Genomic DNA, 19484 nt, shown 5'->3' with positions numbered 1-19484 from the left:
AATCCGGCGCCGATTGACCAGTTATTATTGTGCCCATGAATTCTCGCGACAATTTCGGCTCCGGGCGCTCCGGCGAAGGTTCTGGCGCTAACAACCGTGCAAACGGCACGGAGATCGCCCGGGACCGGCACGGCAAGCCCCTTCTGGATCGCTATGGGAGACCCGTGCGTAGGGGCGTCATTCCTCCGAGCACTACCGAGCCTCCCCGCCGCGAACAACCGAGCAGCCCGGAACAGCCCGAAAAGCCGCACTACCGCCGTGCCGAACCGTTGCCTCCGCGCGACAGCAGCCAGGAATACCAGGGCTACAGAGCCCCCCAGGACTACCAGCCCAGTCCATCCCAGCAACCCCGACAGGGCCAGCCTTTCGGCGACCCGCAGTTCGGTAACTACTCCGGTCGCTCTGCGCGTCCGGGCTCCCGCGAAACCCCACGTCCTTCTCGACGCCCCCGCGGCCGCACCGCCCCGCGCCCCAAAAGGCGCAAGCGTTTCGGCTTCTTCAAGATTGTGGGAATGCTGCTGGCCATCGTTCTCGCGCTGAGCATCGGCGCTGCTGTGTGGGTGGATTCCAAGTTGCAGCGAATTGACGCCTTGCAGGATTATGACGGCCGCCTGGGCGGCACCTCCGGCACGAACTGGCTACTGGTGGGTTCGGACTCCCGCGCGGGGCTGAGCAAGGAAGACGGCGACCGCCTGATGGCCGGCGAGCTGAACGATTCGGTCGGTCGCACTGACACGATCATGGTGGTGCACATTCCTCGCTTCGGCGGACAAGCAACTATGCTCTCGCTGCCGCGCGACAGCTGGGTGGACATCCCCGGAAACGGAAAGAACAAGCTCAACCAGGCCTTTTCCATCGGTGGCTCGGCGCTTCTGCAGCAAACCGTAGAGCAGGCGACGGGTATCCACCTCGACCACTACGCAGAGGTTGGGTTTGGCGGTTTCGCCAATGTCGTTGACGCTGTCGGTGGCGTGGAGATGTGCCTGGATGAGCCGTTGGACGACCCCATGGCAGGCATTAAACTGCAGGCCGGATGCCAGGAGCTCGATGGGCCGACGGCGCTGGGTTATGTACGTTCCCGCTACACCTCTGCGCAGGGCGACCTGGATCGTGTGGAACGCCAGCGCAAGTTCTTGGCTGCGCTGTCGCAGAAAATCAAGTCGCCAGGCACCCTGCTCAACCCGTTTAGGAACCTAAAGGTTGCCGATTCCTTGAGCTCGAACATGAAGGTCAACGAGGGTGACCATGTGTGGCACCTCGCTTCGCTGGGAATGGCTATGGCCGGCGGTGCGAAGCAGGAGACGGTGCCGATCGCGGGCTACGAAGACACGTACGCCGGCAACGTCGCATTGTGGGACGATGCCGGCGCAGAGGAAATGTTTTCTCAGCTCCGATAGTTAGTCGGATAGCCGCTCTTAGCGGATGGTGACCTCGCGGGACTGGATGGTCTGCTTGGCCTTCTGCTCGTCGGCGGTCAGCGGAGTGTCCTTGGCCAGGGCTTCTTCGATCTTCGGATCCAGGGCCTCCAAGCCTTCCTTCCAGGACGCTGCCTCGCGGGTACGATCCAGATCCCACACCGGAACCAGGATGCCGTGGGTGCGGAACACACCGGCGAGCTTGGAGCCCTCACCCAGGTGCAGCTCACCAGCTGCGTGCAGGCGTGCCAGTGCATTGAGCAGCTGCTCTTCGCCCTCCTGGCGCACCCAGCGGATGTGTGCCTTGTCAGAGGGGTCAATCCACCATGCCGCGCCCTTGATGTTCGCGTCGATCCGCTCGGAAGGTAGCACGGAATCGTTGGCACGCTGCAGGGTGGCAGCGATCTGCGGGTTGTTGCGGTTCTCCTCGGTCAGCCACCAACCGAAGTCCTGCGCAACGGTGATGTCCGCCTCGGTGTCCTTGTTCAGGATGTCCTCGAGGGCGGGCTCGGTGCCGTCGGACACGCCAACCTCCAGGGACTGTCCCGGCTCGGCCTGCTTCACCCAGTTCAGGGCATATGCCAGGTCGCGGTTCGGGTTATCGCCCCGGCGCTGGGTCTGCAGCGCAACGAAGGCCTCCCCGCCGTCTTCCTCAGAACGGCGCAGGGCAGCGACAGCACCCGGCAGGACAGTAACGATGGAGATCTTGTGCTCCGCGTCCTTCACATCGGCAACGAAGTGCGCCGAGGGGACGAATTCCTGCAAGGCGATAAGATCGGCCTCCATGGCAAAACCATCGAAGGGGCGGGGATCCTTCTGCAGCTTCGCACGCTCGGCGGCGCGGGCAGCGAGCTTAGCCTGACGGCGGCTCATGCCCTCGGGCAGGTTCTCTTGGTTCTTTTTCTTCTTAGCCACGGTGATTTATTGTACCTGGGCTGCGCTTAAGAAATAGCAGCAGCGCCTGTTTCTTCTACTACGTCGGCTCTGCTCACTGTGCGCACTTTGCCCGCTGTGTTCACTGTGCCCGCTGTGCTGCCCCACCCCAGCTCGTCGTCGCGCCACATCCGTGCCCGCCCTGGGTAATTCGTCGCCAGCCACGTCACGCCCTGTCGCGCGGCCCAGCGCACCTCGTCTTCCTTATCCGCGGTCCAGACATACGTGCCATCGCCAAAGCGACCGATAATGTCCGGACGAATCCGTCCCCGTGCGACGGACAGACCGTGGGCGTCGACAACATGCAGTGCCTGAAGCCCCGGATTCAGCATGCGTTGATACTCACGTCGCAGCAAAATGCGGTGGATAGCTGGGTTAATCATCTTAAAGCGCACCAGCGACTGGGGGCTGAAGCTGATCAGGTGCACGTGCGCACTATCCGCCAGGCGTGCCCGCTGCAGCTCGTAGTGCAGGGCGTGTTCGACCTTGGGGCCATAACGGTTCGGGTGCTTGGTCTCGATGAATAGCTCTTTCTTTAACGACGCCCCGTCCTCCGCGTCCGCATCGCCAACCCTCTGGCTATGCTCCTGCCCGGCAGCAGTGCGTGAAGAGTTGACATCGTTGAAGAATGTCAGAAGCTCGCGAAGAGTCAGCACCTGCGCTGGCTCCTCGGGTGTACCGACGTTGAGTTCCCGCAGCTCTGCCAGCGTCATCTCGCTGACTACGCCACTTGACTTCGTTGGTTTTTCCACCGCCACGCGGTCGATGGTGCGGTCGTGCAGGCACACGAGTTCCCCGTCGCGTGTTAGACGGATGTCGCACTCGAAGCCATCGGCGCCCCTCTGCTCGGCCAGTTCGTAGGCTGCCAGAGTGTGTTCTGGGCGTTCCTTGGAGGCTCCGCGGTGGGCGACAATTTTCATACCCTCCATTCTTAGTGCGCCGGAGGGCAACCGGCATCCGCTAACGGCGGGGCGAACGCAAGTTTCATCTGTTGTTTACTTACGCAGCCCCGTCCTACTCAGTGCCATTTACGGCCCCGCTGCATTCAAGAGCTGAGTTAGCTGGCTTACTCGAGGAGTCCAGTTTCCTCCATAACCTTGCGCAGCACGGTTGCAGAGTGGTCGAACTTTTCTTTCTCCTCGTCGTTTAGCTGCAGCTCGACCGCGTGGCGCACGCCCTGGCGGTTGATCACGGCGGGAGTGCCGATGTAAATATCCTCGAATCCGTACTCCCCTTCCAGCAACGTGGAAATCGGCAGTACAACGTCCTGGTTGCTGAAGACCGCCTGGGTGATGCGTGCCAGCCCCATACCGATGCCGAAGCTGGTGGAGCCCTTGGCCTGGATAATCTCGTAGGCCGCGTCGCGGGTCTTGACGAAAATCTCGTCTACATCCTCGCCTGCGGATTCGCCCATCTTTTCGAGTCGGTGGTGAATCGAGGTGCCCGCCACAGAACCTGCCGACAAAACTGGCAATTCGGTATCGCCGTGCTCGCCGATCACGTAGGCGTGCACCGAGGTCGGCGCAAGGCCGAAGTACTGCCCCAGTCCATAACGGAAACGGGCGGTATCCAGGATCGTGCCGGAGCCGATCACGCGGCTGGAATCCAGTCCGGAAAACTTCCACGTTGCGTAGCTCAGGATGTCCACTGGATTGCTGGCAACCAGGAAAATTCCGTCAAAGCCATGCTCCATCACATCGCCGACGATCTTGCGGAAAATGGAGGTGTTCTTGGCAACGAGGTCGAGTCGGGTCTCCCCCGGCTTCTGTGCCGCACCCGCGCAGATGCAGACCATTGCGGCATCGCGGCAGTCTTCGTAGGTGCCGACAGTCACGCGGGTGTTGTGATGGGACCACGGCACTGCGTGGTTCAGATCCTGTACGTGACCCCAGGTCTTGCGCTCGTCCAGGTCGATGATGGCGAGGTGATCGGTGAGCCCCTGATTGACCAGGGTGTATGCATAAGCGATACCAACGTCACCCGCGCCGATCAGGACGATCTTGGAGCCGGGGGTTGGTGCTGCGGTGTTGTTGCGGTTAAGCGGTTGTTCTTGCCCAGTAGATGCCGTCAACGTCTTGGCCTTCTTCCTTGCTAGGTGCTGCTGGTTGCTAGTTGGTAGCTGCCGTTTTTTCTGACGCCACCGGCCAGCATAGCGACACGTCCAACCAACCTCACCTCAAAGGTTTCTGAATATTGAACTTTTGGAATACGGCGTCAATAATTAAGAAGTTCATGAGAAAAAACCTTGCAGGAACAGTTTTTTGCCGTCACACTTGTTGTCACAGGCACTTCCAACGTGTGAAAGGATCAAGAGAAACCATGGCTAAGTACGAACTGCCCGAGCTGGATTACGCTTACGACGCTCTGGAGCCCCACATCTCTGGCGAGATTATGGAGCTGCACCACACCAAGCACCACCAGAACTACGTCAATGGCGCTAATGCTGCTCTGGAAAAGCTGGAGGCCGCCCGTAAGGATGGCTCCATCGCTGGCGTAGTTACCGCACTGTCCAAGGATCTGGCCTTCAACCTGGGTGGCCACACCAACCACTCCCTGTTCTGGAAGAACCTGTCCCCGAATGGCGGCGGCGAGCCAACTGGTGAGCTGGCCGAGGCCATTAACCGTGACTTTGGCTCTTTCGAGGCCTTCAAGGATCACTTCTCCGGCGCTGCTCTGGGTCTGCAGGGCTCCGGTTGGGCGGTTCTGGGTTACGACCACATCGCTGGCAACCTGGTTGTTGAGCAGATGACCGATCAGCATGGTAACCTGTCCATCAACCTGACCCCGCTGCTGCTGCTGGATATGTGGGAGCACGCTTTCTACCTGCAGTACAAGAACGTTAAGGCAGATTACGTCAAGGCTGTCTGGAACGTCTTCAACTGGGATGAGGTTGCCAAGCGCTACGAGGCTGCCAAGAAGTAGCCCGAAGCACTCTACAACTCCATAGCGCTAGAACTACATACATAACTTCATAATTTCCCAACTGAATAAGGCAGGCCCTATATCCGCCGGAGAAAAATTCTGGCAATCGATATGGGGCCTTTTGCGTCCCCAGCCATCAAGGTGGGCGGGGTTTCAACTCACTCGACTCCCACATTCTCGCTCACCCAGCTGAGGAAGCATCCACAGCATGGGTCGGTTTTCATGCCTGGCCTATGCAGACAGTCACTCGCACACTTCCAAGATTGGAGAGAACGATGAAGACTCCGACCACCCACAACACTTTTCGCACCCGTCGTACACGTCTGATCGGCACCGCAATCGCCATGTCCGGTCTGCTGCTGGGCACTGCTGCCTGCGGTGATGAGAAGGCACCCGAGGACGCAGCGGCTCCCACCGCATCCGCCAATGCCAAGACGTACAACGCCGCAGCCTCCAGCCCCCGCACAGGCAATGGCACCCACGGAGCTCAGGATTGCCCGATAGATTCGAACGCTCCGGAGATCACTGAAAACATCAGCAAGCTCCCTCATAACCCTTACGGTTGGAAGCTGACGAATCAGACCAACTACAACCCGTGCTCCGATCTCAGCTACGCGCTGATCACTCAGGCAAGGCAGGGTAATGCTCAATTCGCCACGCAGCTGATGCTCTTCCACAAGGGCAAGTACATCGGCATTGCGTCCGACACGATTCAGCAAACTGAGATCCTCCGCACCACCCCCAACTCCGTCAAGGTGCGTATGCGCGACTGGGAGGCATTGCGCGAATCGGGCGAGGCCAATGTCATGGCCGGCAAGTACTTCTCTGATGTCACCTTCCGCTGGGATGGCAGCAAGGTCGTGCCCGAAGGCCGCATCCCGAACCAGAACCTCCCCAAGGAAATCGGAGGCCACTAAGGTACAAACGCTAGCTAGTCACAGCTAGTCACCCAACACCCCGACGGGGCAGCTCACGCCATTAGAGCCGTGGTTGCAATACCCGTCGGGGTGCTTGTGTAGGTACTGCTGATGCTCATCTTCGGCGAGGTAGTAATTACCGTCACCCGCATTAGCCAGCTCAGCGATTTCGGTAGTGATCTCCCCGAAACCCGCATCGGTAAAGCGCTGCTGCCAACCATCGACGGCTCGTTGCACCCGAGCTAACTGCTCAGCATCCTGGGCGTACACGCAAGAGCGATATTGCGTCCCCACGTCATTGCCCTGGCGATCCCCCTGGGTTGGGTCGTGATTCTCGAAGGCGATCTGCAACAGCTGCTCCACGCTCACTACTGCTTCGTCGAACACGATGCGCACCGCTTCCGCATGTCCCGTTCGCCCCGTACACACCTCGCGATAGGTCGGGTTAGGAGTGTAGCCACCCGCGTAGCCCACGGAAGTTCCCCACACTCCGTCCACTCCCCAGTACATGCGCTCCACTCCCCAGAAGCAGCCCAATCCGCAGACGATCTGCGCTGGTTTTTGCAGGTTCTCCGCCCAGTAGGCATCCTCTAACCCACTTAGCGGGGTTCCCAGCACCACATTCGGCTGCGGATCCGCCAACACAGGAGTCCGACCGCCCTTTAGTGCGTCCTCCGGGCCGACCCGCTCGGCCCGATACGGCCCTTGGGCGTTGAGCGCCATGATGCGGTCAAAGAAGTTGGTCATGCTCGGATACTCTCCCTCTTGCGCTTCTTACTCTATTGACGCCGCAGTTCCTGTAGCCCCGGCGCGCCCCTTCGCAGCCACGCGCGAACTGTCGAGGTAGCTACGCAGTCATCGGCGTTGTAGCGCTCCAGCTTACGCCGGGCGGCTTGCGCAGTGCCGCGAGATCCGCCGATGGCCTGCTCAAAAAGCTCCACCGCAGCCTTTCCGTTAATGCCGGCCTGACTGAATTCAAAGCCTGCCAACGGGGCCACCGTCTTTAATCCCAGAGAATCCGTGGGCGCCAGTGCTTTCTTCACTAAGCTGAAGCAATCGCACCAGTGTTCTGAGGCAATGAAGGCATTGACTTGCTCCAGCGTTGGCATTGTTACCTGCTGGTTCATCCCATCGATCTTGTAGCGGCGCCCACCATAGCGCTCGGCTGCGTGGCGTAGCCAATAGTTTTCCCCCTGGGCTGCGTACACCCAAACTTGGAAGTTTTTGCCAGCGGCCACCGCGTGGTCTTTGCGTGCTTGCATCCAATGCCAAAACTCCGCAACGTGCTGGCCTTCGTCTCCCTCGCGGCTAAAGTCTCCGAAACCGATATAGCGCGAACCGTCGAAGGTTCCCCAGAGGAATGTGCCACGGTTCGGGTGGGCCTCCATATCCACGTCGATCTCCACCCAGTCCCGCAGGCCACCGTCAGTGTTTCGCTTTGCTCCACCCCACAGTTCCGGTTGTTCGAACCAGCGTTCCTGTGGACGGCGAAGTGCAGCCTGCCCGTCCATCCATGCCTGTGCTAACTGCGGATGTTCCCCATTGCCCGAGGCCGCCAGCTGCGGAAGGGTTTCAATCCCCTTCTCTCGCCAGCTGCGGGCTTTATCCCCCGGCAACAACAGACTGATTTCTAGTTCCTGCAGAAGCTGAGCTCGGCAGTGGTTGTGAAACTCGCAAGTCTGGCACTCCTTAATCCGCCGCGGACCGCTCGGAATCGGTTCTTCCAACGCAGCCTGCAATCCGGGGAGGACAGAGGGGGCGTCAAAAAAGAAACAGCGCGGCCTACCGGGCCCGGCGCGGCCGATCAGCGCCACGGTGTCGGCTGCAAAGCCCCACTGCTGGAGCACAACGTGAGCCATGGCGACCTTTTGAGCATCTCCGGCAGCGGCGCGGTGGCGAAAATTGATCGGGACGGGCACTGCTAACCCCAATGCGCCGATGTCCGTTACCCGACAGTCCGCAAGCTGCGTGGACTTCGCGCGGCGCGCCACGGAATGCGAAGATATGGCGACGGGCGTGTACTGCATAAACTCGTCGACCCCCTTGCCGAGGTCGGCGCGGACCAGGAGGTCCAGCTCCACACGAAAAGGTTCTTCGGCCACAACGGGTCGCGTAATCAAACGCACCCCGGCAGCCATCGCTTCCAGAGTTTGTTCAACGGCTGTTTCGGGATCAGCCGGGTCGATATTCACCCGGCTGGGGAATACCTTGTCGCCTATGCGCGGCACATTGGGAAGGCATTGGAAAACCATCTCCCGGCGAATCGTCGCATTGACCTTGTGCTGGATCGCCTCGGTGTAAGCCTCGAGGTCTTGCGGAATGTGGAGACGCGGAGCAGCCTGTTGTGTCTGCTGTTTTTGTTGTGCCTGCGGATCTTTGTGACGCCGAAGTGCCGCACGGTGGCGGCAGCCCACTAGGTCACGGGGGCTGAGCGGCGGAAGTTCTTCAAGCAGGCTCACAATAGTTTCTAAGCCTAGCGCGTCGGCCGGTTGGGTTGCGCGCCTCCCCAGGGTGTCGAAGTACAGTGAAGCGCGTACAGTAAAGATGTTTGTTAAGTAATCTGGTTGAACAGTAAGACAGATCAATTCGCATCGGAGTGACATGGGACTGCTCAGCGGTATGCGCAAGCGCCGTCAGGAAAAGAAGGCCATCCAAAAGGCTGCGAAGGTTCGCGCCAAGGCACAGGTAAAGGCCGACTCTAAGCTAGAAAAGCGCAAGGAAGCCTACCTGCGTAAGACGGCCAAACAGGTGCGCAAGATGGATGCCAAGGAGCTCAAGGCGCAGCGCAAGCACAACGAGAAGATGGCGAAGGCCTCTCTGGAGCAAATCAAGGCCGGTCGTTTTAATTCCAAGAGGGTGCTCCGGGTCGTCGGCGCCGCCCGCGTTGCCGCACCTTTTGCGATCCCGCTGTTCTACCGCAGCGTGACCATGCTGCAGGAGGCCTCGAACGACGCTGCCGCCCGTCGCATGGGCCTGACCCCCAAGGCCAACGCACAATTCCCTGGTGACGGTGGAATGCAGCAGGCACGCATCAAGAAGATCCGCCAGTCCTTGGACAAGAGTGTTCCTGGTGGCTTTGCAAAGGACATCTCCGATCGTCTTGACGACCTGGATAAGGCTATCGAGAACTCGAAGTCCATGGACACGGGTCCGGGTAAGCGCGTGCTGCGCTCCGTCTCCAATGAGCTGGACTTGGTAGAGGCACAGCTCAAGGCCAAGAAAAAGTAGAATCCAGCTTTGGACCCTTGTCCAGCAAAACTCAACTGAGCGTGGTTTCATAAGGGTTATGACGAACAACCCTCAGGAACATTCCACTCCGGCTCCGTCCGGGCAATTTACTCGCCGTCAGGTTCTCCAGACTGGCGCCGCCGGTGCAGCCGCAGTTGGCATCGGCACCGTCGCTGCTAATTCCACTGCTTCCGCCGCTCCGCTCGGTTCGTCGAAGCCAGCGGACAAGCCGATCAATATGAAGATGGGCAAGGCGGCCTTCCAACATGGCGTTGCATCCGGCGACCCTTATCCCGACAGTGTGCTGCTGTGGACCCGCGTGACCTCTAATGAGAACGACTACCCGGGCCTGGAGAAGGGCAACGCCACCACCGTGAAGTGGGAACTTGCCACCGATAGCAAGTTCACCCAGATCGTTACCTCTGGCACCGCGAAGGCAGAACCCTCGCGCGACATGACGGTGAAGGTCGAGGCACGCGGCCTGAAGCCTTACACCGGCTACTTCTACCGCTTCACCACCACCGATGGCCCGCGCAAGGGTCAGACCTCCCCGGTTGGCCAAACCCGCACCGCACCGGCTCGGGGCGCGGACATCTCCGAACTTCGCTTCGCCCTGTTCAGCTGCTCCAACTGGGAGGCTGGCTACTTCAGCGCATACCGCGACATGGCTAAGCGTGGCGATATCGATTACGCCCTGCACGTCGGCGACTACATCTACGAGTACCCACGCGGTGAGTACACGGGAAAGACCGGTTCGGTTCGCCTGCACGAGCCGGCTAACGAGATCGTCTCCCTGGCTGATTACCGCCAGCGCTACGCGCTGCACCACACCGACGCTGACCTGCAGGCTGCGCACGCTGTTTGCCCGTGGATCGTCACCTGGGATGACCACGAGGTCGCAAACGACAACTGGGCGCACGGTGCGGAGAATCACCAGCCCAACAAGGAGCGCGACTTCCACGCCCGCCGCAACAACGCGATGCAGGCATACCTCGAGTGGTTGCCGATTCGCGCCACCCCGCTGTCTGAAAAGGGCCACATCTACCGGAATCTGTCCTTCGGCAACCTGGTTGAGCTGAATATGCTGGACCTGCGCACCTACCGCAACGAAAAGCCCAGCTTCACTTCCGCTCGCAAAACCGACGACGCCTCCCGCAGTATGCTTGGCTCTGAACAGTTCGGATGGCTGACCAAGAAGCTGTCCACCTCCACGGCCCGCTGGAACTTCATCGGCAACTCCGTAATGTTCAGCCCGGTGCTGATCCCGCCGCTGGATCCGCAGGCCACCAAGGCTGTCACGCAGCTGCTGGGGCTGCCGGAGGAGGGCATGCCATACAACTTTGACCAGTGGGATGGCTACGCCGCAGAACGTCGCCGCGTGATCAAGTACTTGATGGACAACAAGATCCGCAACACCGTGTGGCTCACGGGCGATATTCACTCTTCGTGGGCTAACGATATTCCGGCTGTCCCGGGCACGTACCCGAACGGCGGCACCGCCGGCGTCGAAATCGTCTGCACCTCCGTCACCTCGTCCAACATCGACGACATCCTAAAGCTGCCGGAGGATAACGCTCTGTCCCACACCGTGGAGTACGCGTTTACAAACATGAACCGCCACGTGAAGTACCTGGACTTCGACTCCCACGGCTACACGGTCGTGCGCGTGACGAAGGACGCAGTGGATGCTAACTGGTTGGCTCTCGGACCAGACGGCAAGCTCAAGCCGAATCAGCCGCTGCACTTCGCCAAGGCTGCAAGCACCAAGTGGGGCGAGGGCATCCACACGTCCAATGTACGCATTGACCCGGCTCAGCACTCCGCTCGCTAATCCGAGTTAGGCTGCCTCTTAAATACCCTCAGGTTCACCCCTGGGGGTATTTTTCTATTTATCTCTTTCTTTACGACGCCTCATTTCCAGCATTTTTATCATTAAAATACTAATTCATTTTCATTCCATTGAAATTTGTTGATCTAGCGCTACACTTGTTACTGAAAAACATTGGCCTAGGCCACAAACCCTTTAACTGGAAGGAATATACAGATGGCTCGCCGCGAAATTACCCAGTTCTTCGATGATCTAGACGACACGCCACTTTCCGAGGACGAAGTCAACGTTGTTGACTTCAGCCTCAATGGCATCGATTACACCCTTGATTTGTCCGCTAAGAACCGTGATGCTTTTGACAAGGCTTTGGCTCCCTTTGTCCAGGTTGCACGCCGCAAGACCCGTGGCGGCGCCGCTGGCCGTCGCACGGCAAACCGAAGCGCCAATCCAGAGCGCAACCGTATGATCCGCGAATGGGCACGAGAGAATAACGTGGAAGTCTCCGAGCGAGGCCGCATTTCCGCCGATGTCATCGAGAAGTTCGAAAAGGCGCAGGGCAAGTAAAAAGCGACGATAAATCCCGCTTAAACAGGAGATTCGAGGTTTGTCGAAGTTGGGGCGTCATAAAGCAAAAAAGGCATCTCTCGCGCTCGTAGCAGGGGTCGCACTAGCCTTTAACGTAAGTGCCTGCGGGGGCGAATCGGGAGACGATTCCCCAACATCCGAATCTTCAACGGAGCGCACCGTCGATCCGGTAAAAGGAACAGATCTTCCTATCGAGGCAGCACCAGAGCATGTGGGCCAAGGCGGCCAAGAGGTGTGCCCCTACCTGAACGGCGAGTGGTTGCAGAACACCAACGGGCAGCGCTTGACCGGCACGGGTACCGACGAACGCTTCGACCCGCCTGCCTGCGTGTTCTGGTCCTACGAAGATTACCCACAGGCCACGGTAATGGTCAGGCACATGCGCACTAATTCGGATGCCATAGCCGTGGTGGATCACGCTGCACCGATCGATTCCACGCTGAAGGCCCTCGAGCCAAAGGGGTGGAGCGGCGGGCGTCGCGGTGGTGACGGCAAGTCCGGCGCGGTGTACGCAGTGTGGAAGGACGAAACGGCGGTCGTGGTGACCACGGCTCAGGAACAGTCCGTGAAGGCTCAGAAGATCGCCGAAGAGACGATCAAGAACCTTAAGCTCTAGGTTCGCTAGATCGCTCTAGGTCTTGTTCTAGTCAGGTTCTAAGTATCGCTGGCGATTCGTAGCAGTCCCTCGGCGACTCCCACGTCAGTCCAGGGCATCATTGGGCCGATCCAGGGGAATACGACTTCCATCAATAGGAAAAAGATCCCCACTAATAGCGCCAAAACGATGAATAGTTTGACCCACCACGGCCCCGGCAGGTTCCGCCATAGCATTGCGTACATTTAGGCTCCCTCCGTCAATTCTTTGGGCATCTTCCCATCCTTCTTGGACTCGGAACGAACGAGAGCCGCGTGGACGATCATGCGCTCCTTATTGGAAAACTGCGGGTGGCAAGTAGTCATCGTCAGCAGTGCAGCATCGTCCGGATGCACCTCAATACGCGACTGGCCGGGAATAGGATTAATGACGTTAATGTCGTTCGGGGTGGTGATATAGCGGCCATTAACGCCCGCATATTCACCGCTAGACACTTTCTGCGCCAACTCGGGGGACATACACTTCTCAGCCTCCGACTTGCGATTACCAGGAGCCGCATCGATGGGCAGCACGCGATAAATATTCCAACTTCCTGCAGTTTCCACCACAACGGAATCGCAGGTCGTTAGCAGGCCGAGGTCATTGAAGGGGGAGCCACGGCCCACTCGGTGACCGGCCATGGCGAAGTTTCCAGGCTGACCGGGCGCCTGACTGTCCTGATAGTGCCCGGGTCCCTTGGACAGGTCTCCATCGGCGACCCCCTTGACCACGGAGAAATTGAAATCCGAACCGAAAGAAGGGATAAACAGGCGCGCGAACGCGGTGCCTTCCGCCGGCTCAGTTAATGGGCGGGGGTTCTTCTCGTCCCACTGCTCATCTAACTGGTGGGCAACGGCTGCCTGCTCGCGACCGGATTGGATATCCGTCCAAAAGACGTCCCAGAAACCAAAAAGTAGGGCAACTACACCGAACGTAATAAGGATTTCGCCAAAAACACTAATCGGGTCGAGTCGTGTTTTTGCCTGGCGCCGGTGCTTTCCCATGCGTCACATGGTACTACGTTAAGGCATTATTTCCGGTGTTAGCTACAGGCTCTTTCGTTTCTCCCACGCTTCTCCCCCACCACTCCCACGACACAGCCTATCCCGCAACTACCTGAGGTGGCGGGTAAGCTCGCCTGCATGAAGATAGTCGAGTATCCCGTTGCCCTATTCCTCAAGGCATGGCATTACCTATTCGCCGATATTTTCGGTTGGGATGCGGCTCAATCTTGGTTGCTGGCACTTGTTCTCATGATCGTCACCGTACGCGGTCTGCTTTTGCCTTTTGTTTATCGGCAGGCTTATTCCAGCCGCATTCTGGTGAACATTCGTCCTAAGGTTTATCGCTTAGAGCAGGAATACAGCGACAATACGCCGGAGGCTCGCAAGGAACTGGCCAAGAAGCGGCGCGAACTGCAAAAAGAGCACGAATACCGTTTTTCGGATGGTTGTGTTCCTATGCTTGTGCAGCTCCCCGTGCTGTTGGGTCTGTACCGCATGCTTATCCACGTCACCAGTCCGGATCCGGAGGTTAATGCGTCGGTCAATGGCTTCGGCCCGCTGAATGCCGAAGAGGTTCAATCGTTGCTCTCTGCGAAGCTTTTCGACGTACCACTCGCTGCCTATGTGCAGATGTCGGAGTCGCAGTTCGCGGAGATTCATACCACTATGGATCAAGTCTTTTGGGTCGTATTCCCCATGGCCATCGTGGCTGCAGTCTTTACAACCTCCAACTGGGCGTACTCGATGTACCGCAATTACCTCACGGTGGATCACAATTCCGCAATGGCTCGGTGGCTTCTCAAGCTCATGTGGCTCATCGGCCCCATCGTGCTTATCGCCCCGTTCACCATTGCCCTGGGTGCGGTTGGCCCGGTGGCGCTGATGGTCTACTGGGTGGGTAACAACCTATGGACCACCGCGCAGACGATATCCATCCAGCGGATTCTAGACCGCAAGATCCCCTACTCCGAAGAGTTCCTTGAGCACCGCAATGCTATGAAGGAGAAACACGTCGAGCGGAAGAAGGAAAAGAAGCTGGCGCGCAAGTCCAAGAAGAATGGGCAGCCCACCGCGATCGCAGAGCAGGAAAAGCCTGCTGCGGAAGATCAGAATAACTAGATGTTATAGCTCATTGGCACCGTCAATAGCAGTTGCTTCGCCAGCCCCCGCGCGGTCTCCAGAGGCACAGTATTGCGGGACATTTTGGCGCCGCTCAGGCCACCGTCCATGAAGACCATGAGCTGGTCAGCGAGTGTTTGTGAAGCATAGCCGAAGCGTTCGGTGAGTAGCTCGGCCATCGTGTCACGGCACCAGCGACGGTATTCCATCGCAGCGTCGCGGATACGTTGTTCCGAGTCAGTCTGGGGGCGTGGGTATTCGCTGGCGGCGTTTTGAAAGTGGGAACCACGGAAATTGTTGTCAGGCTCCTGCTGTATGCACAGATCGAAAAAGGCGATGATGCGATCCTCCGGGCTCTCCCGTGGATCCGCCAGTTCGTGCCAGTCAGCTCGCCATTTTTGATCCAGTTCCTGTAGGTATGCCACCACCAGGTTGTCCTTGGAACCGAACAGCGAGTAAAGGCTGGCCTTTGCCACGTCTGCATCGCGCAGGATGCGATCAATACCGATCACACGGATTCCCTGCGTCGTAAACAGGTTCGTGGCGCTGGCCAACAGACGTTGGCGTGGTCCGGGACGATTGCGGCGACTCGATCGCGTCGCTTGTTTCGTGGCCTTCTTAGTTGTTTTCTTCGCCGCAGACTTCTTTGCCGCGGTTTTGGTAGTCGCCTTTTTTGTTGACGCCCCGTCGTGTGCAGCGGCGGAGGAGTCAGTAGAGGTTGCGGAGCCCGCCGTGCGGGAATTTTCCTCTGCGGTTGCCATCTACCTAACTCCTTATCGTAAAGATCGTAAAGATCTATTTGAAAGCTTTGGGGCGCTCGTACCAGCCCCAAGTTTACAAAATCCTGCAAAGCCCATTGGACTCTACAGGATCTGAATTATATAGCCAGCAATTGCCGGCAATTTTCTACTTGTGCTTCTTGTCCTTCGGACGGACAACCATCATTGGGCACGGTGCATACTGCAGCAGGGTGCGGGAGGTTGATCCCAGCAGCATTCCCTTGAAGCCGCCGCGTCCGTGAGAACCGACAATCAACAGCTGAGCATCCTTCGCTGCCTCGGTCAGGGACTGTACTGGACGTTCGCGCTCAACGATCTCCTCGACCTGTACGCTCGGGTACTCCTTGATGAGATCCTTCAGCTCGTCTTCCATCATGTCCTGGCGCTCGACGATCATCCGATCCATCTGGTTCTGGGCGTCCACCAGGCCTACATAGGAAGTGTGGATCTGGTTATCCGTCCAGGAGTGGATTGCGCGCAGCAGGGCGCCACGAGCCTCGGCCTCACGGAAGGCGATCTTCAGAGCTTGGCGGGAAATCTCGGAGCCATCCACGCCGACCACAACCGGGCCGTATTTATTGTCAGCGGTGACGTCGTTGTCCTTGCGCACAACCACTACAGGACAATCAGCGTGAGAAACTACGGCGCTGGAGACAGAACCCATAACCAGGCCAGACAGGCCGCCCAGGCCACGCGATCCCATAACGATCATTTCTGCGGTCTCGGATAGATCCAGCAGGGTATCGATCGGGGCGCCTTCCTTAACCAGGTAGCTGACCTCAATGTCGGAGCTAAAGTCGGTGACGATCTTGCGGGCGTTTTCAATCTTGTCGCCAGCTTCGCTCTCGAGCTCGTCGTACAGCTCCTGCGGCGGAACCATTCCGTCGGCGTACATGAACTGAGGCATGGTATAGGCGCTCACCAGCTTCAGCGGCTGCTTGCGCTTCAGGGCAGCGTTTGCAGCCCAGCGAACGGCCTCGTTGCTGGCGTCAGAGCCATCAACTGCGACGATGATTTCCTTATCGCTCGTGGTAGCCATTGGGAAACGATCCTTCCTTGCAGGGGGATTTTTCGATTGATCCTCTAACACTTTCCATTATCCTCAAAAGCCCTAATGAATGCAGAAAAGGCGCCCATTTGCCCCTATTCTCGGGACAATGTGGACACCTTGTGAGTGGAAATTTAAGTAGTCGTGTAGTCGTCGTGTGGTAGTCGTGGCAGTTGCGCGATAGGCGCAAATCTTTTCCTTTAAGGAAAACTAGCCCCGAGTGTTGGGCAGCGGAACGTCGTCAGCAGCGGGTGCGTTGGAGGGAGAGAAGAACTCGAGGAGGGTGCGGAAGATGTTCAGCAGAACACCGCCAAGCTCGCTCTTGAACAGGTTGGTCAGGGAACCGGTAATTGCAGCAATATCCATGCCGGGTAGCATATCGGATTGATGGGACCGTTACCAGTAAAAAAGGGACTTAATCCTACGCGGATTCTTGTTCCCCCAGCTACCGACACGCCGTGGGTGGCAAAAGATTTTTTGTGGCACCTCATTTCCGCCCAACGCCACCGAGCAAAAGATGATAATTTTAGCGCCGTTTTAGAACGCTTCGCCGCCGGCGAAGTACGCCTCGACTCCGGTGAGCCACTCGCGCCCGACGATATTCTGCGCCCCGGTAGTTTTATCAATTTCTATCGTCGCCCCGCACCCGAACGCCCCGTGCCGGGTGAGATCGCGGTGCTTCACCAGGATGCGGATATCGTCGTCGTTGATAAGCCACCATTTCTCGCCACTCTCCCGCGCGGTCAGCACATTACGGAAACTGCTTTGGTAAAGGCACGGGTACAGCTCGGCATTCCGGAGCTTTCCCCCTCCCATCGCCTCGACCGCTTGACCCGTGGGGTGCTGCTAATGACCGCCCGTCCGGAGATCCGGGGTGCCTATCAGACGATGTTCGAGCTCCGTATCCCCCACAAGGTCTACGAGGCACTTACTCCTCTCCCCGAGGAGACCCCCTTCGACCCTATTGCCCCACTGGCTGCCTGGCGCTCGTGGGATCTTCCGACACCAGAGCATCCGTGGCAGCTGGAGCACAGCATGTCCAAAACACGCGGGCATCTCAGCACAATCTTGACCGCGGGACCTCCGAATGCCGTCACGCTTGTTACTGGTCTGCGTACGGAGCAGCGCGATGGTCGCGAAGTCTTGGTCTGGCGCCTGGAGCCACGTACCGGAAAAACGCACCAGTTGCGAGTCGTGCTACGTTCGCTGGGCCTGCCGATCATCAACGACCCTTTGTATAGCGATCTTTCGGATGATGCTCTCTTTAGTATGGACGCCCCAACTCCCCGGCCGGTTTACGTGGAAGACGAGGACTTTGCTACCCCCATGGGTCTTATTGCAAAGGAGCTGCACTTCCCCGATCCACTGACCGGTGAACCGCGGACATTTATTAGCCGCTTTTAGAGGCGGGGGCCCGCGTCAGTCTTCCAGCTTCACTGTTACGCCCCGCAGAATACGAGCCGTATAGAGGGAACCTGCTGCCAGCACGATGACGACTAATGCAGAGATGAGAGCATAGGCCTGTGAGTAGGCCGTATCGGCTGCAGCGAGGAGGGGGTCTGCCCAGCTTGCCTCTGCAGCGTGTGTCAGGTGCACCGCCGAGTGCAGGCTCTCCTGTGCCTCCGCAGGAGCGTCTGTGGGAATGTTAATCAGCAGTGAATAGAAAAATGTCACGAGGCTTCCTAGCACCGCAATTGAGGTTAGTGAACCGAACTCATAGCTGACTTCCTCTACTGCTGAGGCCATTCCCGCTCGGTGGCTCGGCACACCTGAGACCATCGCAATGGAGGCTACCGACATCACAGCGCCGAGCCCCACGCCCATGATGAATTGGCCGCTGAGAAGAAGGGGCGTCGATCCCACAAGACCGTAGAGGCACAGAACTACGCCCCCGAGCGTGGCGACCCCCATTCCCCCGGCTATCAGCCGTCTAATGCCGAGACTGGCTAAGCGCGCTCCTGCGTAGATCGACGTCACCAATGCACCCAATGCAGCAAAGGTCACGTACACGCCCGAACGCAACGGGCTAAGGCCATCGGCGAGCTGCAGCTTCTGAGTGGTGATATATTGCAACCCCGCAAGCGCGAACATCGACAAGGCTGCGCCAAGAGCCCCGGAGCGGAAAGCTGGGTAACGGAAAATGTCGAGGGTAATTAGGGGTTGTGCAATTATTTCTTGACGCCGCGCGAAGGCCCATCCGCCGGCGAAGAACAGTACGACAGCAACCCCAATGACTGGCCAGTTCTGTGGTACGTGAGTGCTCTCTTTAATGACGAGAACGGCACTGACGAGGGTAACCATTGCATATATAGAAGAGACCAGATCCCAGTGTTTATTGGGATTTGGATTCTCGGATATAGACACAAAAGGCAGAGCCACCAGGGCAGCAAAAACAAGCGGAACGTTGACGAGGAAGCACGATCCCCACCAGAATGCTTCGAGGAGCAAGCCGCCGACGATGGGGCCAAGAGCCGCAGAGATGGTGGAAAGGCTCGCCCAGATTCCGATTGCAAGATTAAGCTCTCGGGGATTGGTAAAAGTCAATCGAATGAGTGACAGAGTCGAGGGCATCATAATTGCCGCACCCACTGCCAACAGTGCGCGGCCGAGAATAAGGACGGCGGCACTATAGGAAAAGGCAGCCAAGAAGGATGCCACACCGAAGATAATCAGTCCGGTAATGAACATTCGACGGTGACCGATCTTGTCTCCGAGAGTCCCGGTACCGAGCAAAAGGCCAGCGATGACGACAGGGTAGGCGTTGACAATCCACAGTTGTTGGGTACTGGTTGCGCCAAGGTCCTCAACCAGACTGGGAAGCACCGTATAGAGGATCGTATTGTCGAGCGTAATTATGGTGATGCCTACGCAAACTACAGCGAGGAGTAGCCAGCGTTGGAGTGGTGAATTTGTAGCTGGCTTATCAGTCATAGTTAAAACTCTACCAATCCGAATTTGGGCATAAAAAAAGGGAGTGTGTGCGAATTAACGCACACACTCCCTTAAATTAAGTTTTGATGCCGGCGGTGACTTACTCTCCCACACCCTCCCAGGTGCAGTACCATCAGCGCA

20 protein-coding genes are annotated in these 19484 nt (G+C 58.2%); 9 read left to right on the top strand and 11 right to left on the bottom strand.

What is annotated here, in order from left to right; all coding sequences use genetic code 11:
• Positions 1-35: 35 nt before the first annotated feature.
• A complete protein-coding gene (locus tag ACWXWJ_RS07120; RefSeq protein ID WP_473963978.1) occupies positions 36-1397 on the top strand; it encodes an LCP family protein in 1362 nt (453 codons plus the stop codon).
• A gap of 18 nt (positions 1398-1415) precedes the next feature.
• On the opposite strand, the gene ACWXWJ_RS07115 is transcribed toward ACWXWJ_RS07120, so the two are convergent.
• From ACWXWJ_RS07115 to ACWXWJ_RS07105, 3 genes are all read right to left on the bottom strand, one after another.
• The gene (locus ACWXWJ_RS07115) at positions 1416-2288 is read right to left on the bottom strand and encodes a DUF5926 family protein (protein WP_473964008.1); all 873 of its coding nucleotides are present in this window, start codon (positions 2286-2288) and stop codon (positions 1416-1418) included.
• 68 nt (positions 2289-2356) lie between these two features.
• Positions 2357-3268 carry a glycerophosphodiester phosphodiesterase gene (locus ACWXWJ_RS07110; protein WP_448306809.1) on the bottom strand — a complete coding sequence of 304 codons (912 nt, stop codon included), beginning with the start codon at positions 3266-3268 and terminating at the stop codon, positions 2357-2359.
• A 146-nt stretch (positions 3269-3414) separates the two neighbouring features.
• On the bottom strand, positions 3415-4419 hold the full coding sequence (locus ACWXWJ_RS07105) for an L-lactate dehydrogenase (protein ID WP_473963977.1): 1005 nt from the start codon (positions 4417-4419) through the stop codon (positions 3415-3417).
• A gap of 248 nt (positions 4420-4667) precedes the next feature.
• Between ACWXWJ_RS07105 and ACWXWJ_RS07100 the strand changes: the two genes are divergently transcribed.
• Positions 4668-5270 carry a superoxide dismutase gene (locus ACWXWJ_RS07100; RefSeq protein ID WP_293790415.1) on the top strand — a complete coding sequence of 201 codons (603 nt, stop codon included), beginning with the start codon at positions 4668-4670 and terminating at the stop codon, positions 5268-5270.
• Between the two features lie 275 nt (positions 5271-5545).
• A complete protein-coding gene (locus ACWXWJ_RS07095; protein ID WP_473963976.1) occupies positions 5546-6187 on the top strand; it encodes an LppP/LprE family lipoprotein in 642 nt (213 codons plus the stop codon).
• 24 nt (positions 6188-6211) lie between these two features.
• Here ACWXWJ_RS07095 and msrA read toward each other — a convergent pair whose 3' ends face one another.
• Both msrA and ACWXWJ_RS07085 read right to left on the bottom strand, forming a co-directional pair.
• Positions 6212-6934: a peptide-methionine (S)-S-oxide reductase MsrA gene (gene msrA, locus ACWXWJ_RS07090; RefSeq protein ID WP_473963975.1), complete on the bottom strand. Its 723-nt coding sequence runs from the start codon at positions 6932-6934 to the stop codon at positions 6212-6214.
• A gap of 32 nt (positions 6935-6966) precedes the next feature.
• Positions 6967-8646, bottom strand: coding sequence for a TM0106 family RecB-like putative nuclease (locus ACWXWJ_RS07085; RefSeq protein ID WP_473963974.1), 1680 nt, complete (start codon positions 8644-8646; stop codon positions 6967-6969).
• 142 nt (positions 8647-8788) lie between these two features.
• Between ACWXWJ_RS07085 and ACWXWJ_RS07080 the strand changes: the two genes are divergently transcribed.
• From ACWXWJ_RS07080 to ACWXWJ_RS07065, 4 genes are all read left to right on the top strand, one after another.
• Positions 8789-9415 (top strand): DUF6474 family protein, encoded by a 627-nt coding sequence (locus ACWXWJ_RS07080; protein WP_448306799.1) that lies wholly within the window; start codon positions 8789-8791, stop codon positions 9413-9415.
• 58 nt (positions 9416-9473) lie between these two features.
• The gene (locus ACWXWJ_RS07075) at positions 9474-11246 is read left to right on the top strand and encodes an alkaline phosphatase D family protein (RefSeq protein ID WP_473963973.1); all 1773 of its coding nucleotides are present in this window, start codon (positions 9474-9476) and stop codon (positions 11244-11246) included.
• A 213-nt stretch (positions 11247-11459) separates the two neighbouring features.
• Positions 11460-11807: a histone-like nucleoid-structuring protein Lsr2 gene (locus ACWXWJ_RS07070; RefSeq protein WP_473963972.1), complete on the top strand. Its 348-nt coding sequence runs from the start codon at positions 11460-11462 to the stop codon at positions 11805-11807.
• 40 nt (positions 11808-11847) lie between these two features.
• Positions 11848-12444, top strand: coding sequence for a DUF2020 domain-containing protein (locus ACWXWJ_RS07065; protein ID WP_473963971.1), 597 nt, complete (start codon positions 11848-11850; stop codon positions 12442-12444).
• A 38-nt stretch (positions 12445-12482) separates the two neighbouring features.
• On the opposite strand, the gene ACWXWJ_RS07060 is transcribed toward ACWXWJ_RS07065, so the two are convergent.
• Both ACWXWJ_RS07060 and ACWXWJ_RS07055 read right to left on the bottom strand, forming a co-directional pair.
• Positions 12483-12668, bottom strand: coding sequence for a hypothetical protein (locus ACWXWJ_RS07060; RefSeq protein WP_293790394.1), 186 nt, complete (start codon positions 12666-12668; stop codon positions 12483-12485).
• Positions 12669-13466 carry a class E sortase gene (locus ACWXWJ_RS07055; protein WP_473963970.1) on the bottom strand — a complete coding sequence of 266 codons (798 nt, stop codon included), beginning with the start codon at positions 13464-13466 and terminating at the stop codon, positions 12669-12671.
• A gap of 138 nt (positions 13467-13604) precedes the next feature.
• On the opposite strand from ACWXWJ_RS07055, the gene yidC reads away from it, so the two are divergent.
• Positions 13605-14585, top strand: a complete 981-nt coding sequence (yidC, locus tag ACWXWJ_RS07050; protein WP_473963969.1) for a membrane protein insertase YidC — start codon at positions 13605-13607, stop codon at positions 14583-14585.
• Here the strand turns inward: yidC and ACWXWJ_RS07045 are convergent.
• The 3 genes from ACWXWJ_RS07045 to ACWXWJ_RS07035 form a co-directional block, all read right to left on the bottom strand.
• Entirely contained in the window at positions 14582-15346 is a 765-nt protein-coding gene (locus ACWXWJ_RS07045) for a TetR/AcrR family transcriptional regulator (RefSeq protein ID WP_473963968.1), read from the bottom strand. The two genes, yidC and ACWXWJ_RS07045, sit on opposite strands and share 4 nt — an antisense overlap.
• A 145-nt stretch (positions 15347-15491) precedes the next feature.
• Positions 15492-16403 (bottom strand): universal stress protein, encoded by a 912-nt coding sequence (locus tag ACWXWJ_RS07040; protein ID WP_293790382.1) that lies wholly within the window; start codon positions 16401-16403, stop codon positions 15492-15494.
• Between the two features lie 219 nt (positions 16404-16622).
• Positions 16623-16778: a hypothetical protein gene (locus ACWXWJ_RS07035; protein ID WP_448306787.1), complete on the bottom strand. Its 156-nt coding sequence runs from the start codon at positions 16776-16778 to the stop codon at positions 16623-16625.
• 21 nt (positions 16779-16799) lie between these two features.
• Here ACWXWJ_RS07035 and ACWXWJ_RS07030 point away from each other — a divergent pair, with 21 nt between their 5' ends.
• The gene (locus ACWXWJ_RS07030; RefSeq protein WP_473963967.1) at positions 16800-17816 is read left to right on the top strand and encodes a pseudouridine synthase; all 1017 of its coding nucleotides are present in this window, start codon (positions 16800-16802) and stop codon (positions 17814-17816) included.
• A gap of 15 nt (positions 17817-17831) precedes the next feature.
• On the opposite strand, the gene ACWXWJ_RS07025 is transcribed toward ACWXWJ_RS07030, so the two are convergent.
• Positions 17832-19343, bottom strand: coding sequence for an MFS transporter (locus ACWXWJ_RS07025; protein WP_473963966.1), 1512 nt, complete (start codon positions 19341-19343; stop codon positions 17832-17834).
• Positions 19344-19484: the final 141 nt, after the last annotated feature.

This window comes from Corynebacterium sp. p3-SID1761, assembly GCF_055862885.1.
The sequence above is the reverse complement of the archived record's forward strand: the minus strand, read 5'-3'. Positions and strand labels throughout refer to the sequence as shown.

Excerpts from the sequence above, each read along its gene's own strand:
- ACWXWJ_RS07120 (WP_473963978.1), top strand. The coding sequence starts at position 36 with ATGAATTCTCGCGACAATTTCGGCTCCGGGCGCTCCGGCGAAGGTTCT.
- ACWXWJ_RS07115 (WP_473964008.1), bottom strand. The coding sequence starts at position 2,288 with ATGAGCCGCCGTCAGGCTAAGCTCGCTGCCCGCGCCGCCGAGCGTGCG.
- ACWXWJ_RS07110 (WP_448306809.1), bottom strand. The coding sequence starts at position 3,268 with ATGAAAATTGTCGCCCACCGCGGAGCCTCCAAGGAACGCCCAGAACAC.
- ACWXWJ_RS07100 (WP_293790415.1), top strand. The coding sequence starts at position 4,668 with ATGGCTAAGTACGAACTGCCCGAGCTGGATTACGCTTACGACGCTCTG.
- ACWXWJ_RS07095 (WP_473963976.1), top strand. The coding sequence starts at position 5,546 with ATGAAGACTCCGACCACCCACAACACTTTTCGCACCCGTCGTACACGT.
- msrA (WP_473963975.1), bottom strand. The coding sequence starts at position 6,934 with ATGACCAACTTCTTTGACCGCATCATGGCGCTCAACGCCCAAGGGCCG.
- ACWXWJ_RS07080 (WP_448306799.1), top strand. The coding sequence starts at position 8,789 with ATGGGACTGCTCAGCGGTATGCGCAAGCGCCGTCAGGAAAAGAAGGCC.
- ACWXWJ_RS07075 (WP_473963973.1), top strand. The coding sequence starts at position 9,474 with ATGACGAACAACCCTCAGGAACATTCCACTCCGGCTCCGTCCGGGCAA.
- ACWXWJ_RS07070 (WP_473963972.1), top strand. The coding sequence starts at position 11,460 with ATGGCTCGCCGCGAAATTACCCAGTTCTTCGATGATCTAGACGACACG.
- ACWXWJ_RS07060 (WP_293790394.1), bottom strand. The coding sequence starts at position 12,668 with ATGTACGCAATGCTATGGCGGAACCTGCCGGGGCCGTGGTGGGTCAAA.
- ACWXWJ_RS07055 (WP_473963970.1), bottom strand. The coding sequence starts at position 13,466 with ATGGGAAAGCACCGGCGCCAGGCAAAAACACGACTCGACCCGATTAGT.
- yidC (WP_473963969.1), top strand. The coding sequence starts at position 13,605 with ATGAAGATAGTCGAGTATCCCGTTGCCCTATTCCTCAAGGCATGGCAT.
- ACWXWJ_RS07045 (WP_473963968.1), bottom strand. The coding sequence starts at position 15,346 with ATGGCAACCGCAGAGGAAAATTCCCGCACGGCGGGCTCCGCAACCTCT.
- ACWXWJ_RS07040 (WP_293790382.1), bottom strand. The coding sequence starts at position 16,403 with ATGGCTACCACGAGCGATAAGGAAATCATCGTCGCAGTTGATGGCTCT.
- ACWXWJ_RS07035 (WP_448306787.1), bottom strand. The coding sequence starts at position 16,778 with ATGGATATTGCTGCAATTACCGGTTCCCTGACCAACCTGTTCAAGAGC.
- ACWXWJ_RS07030 (WP_473963967.1), top strand. The coding sequence starts at position 16,800 with ATGGGACCGTTACCAGTAAAAAAGGGACTTAATCCTACGCGGATTCTT.
- ACWXWJ_RS07025 (WP_473963966.1), bottom strand. The coding sequence starts at position 19,343 with ATGACTGATAAGCCAGCTACAAATTCACCACTCCAACGCTGGCTACTC.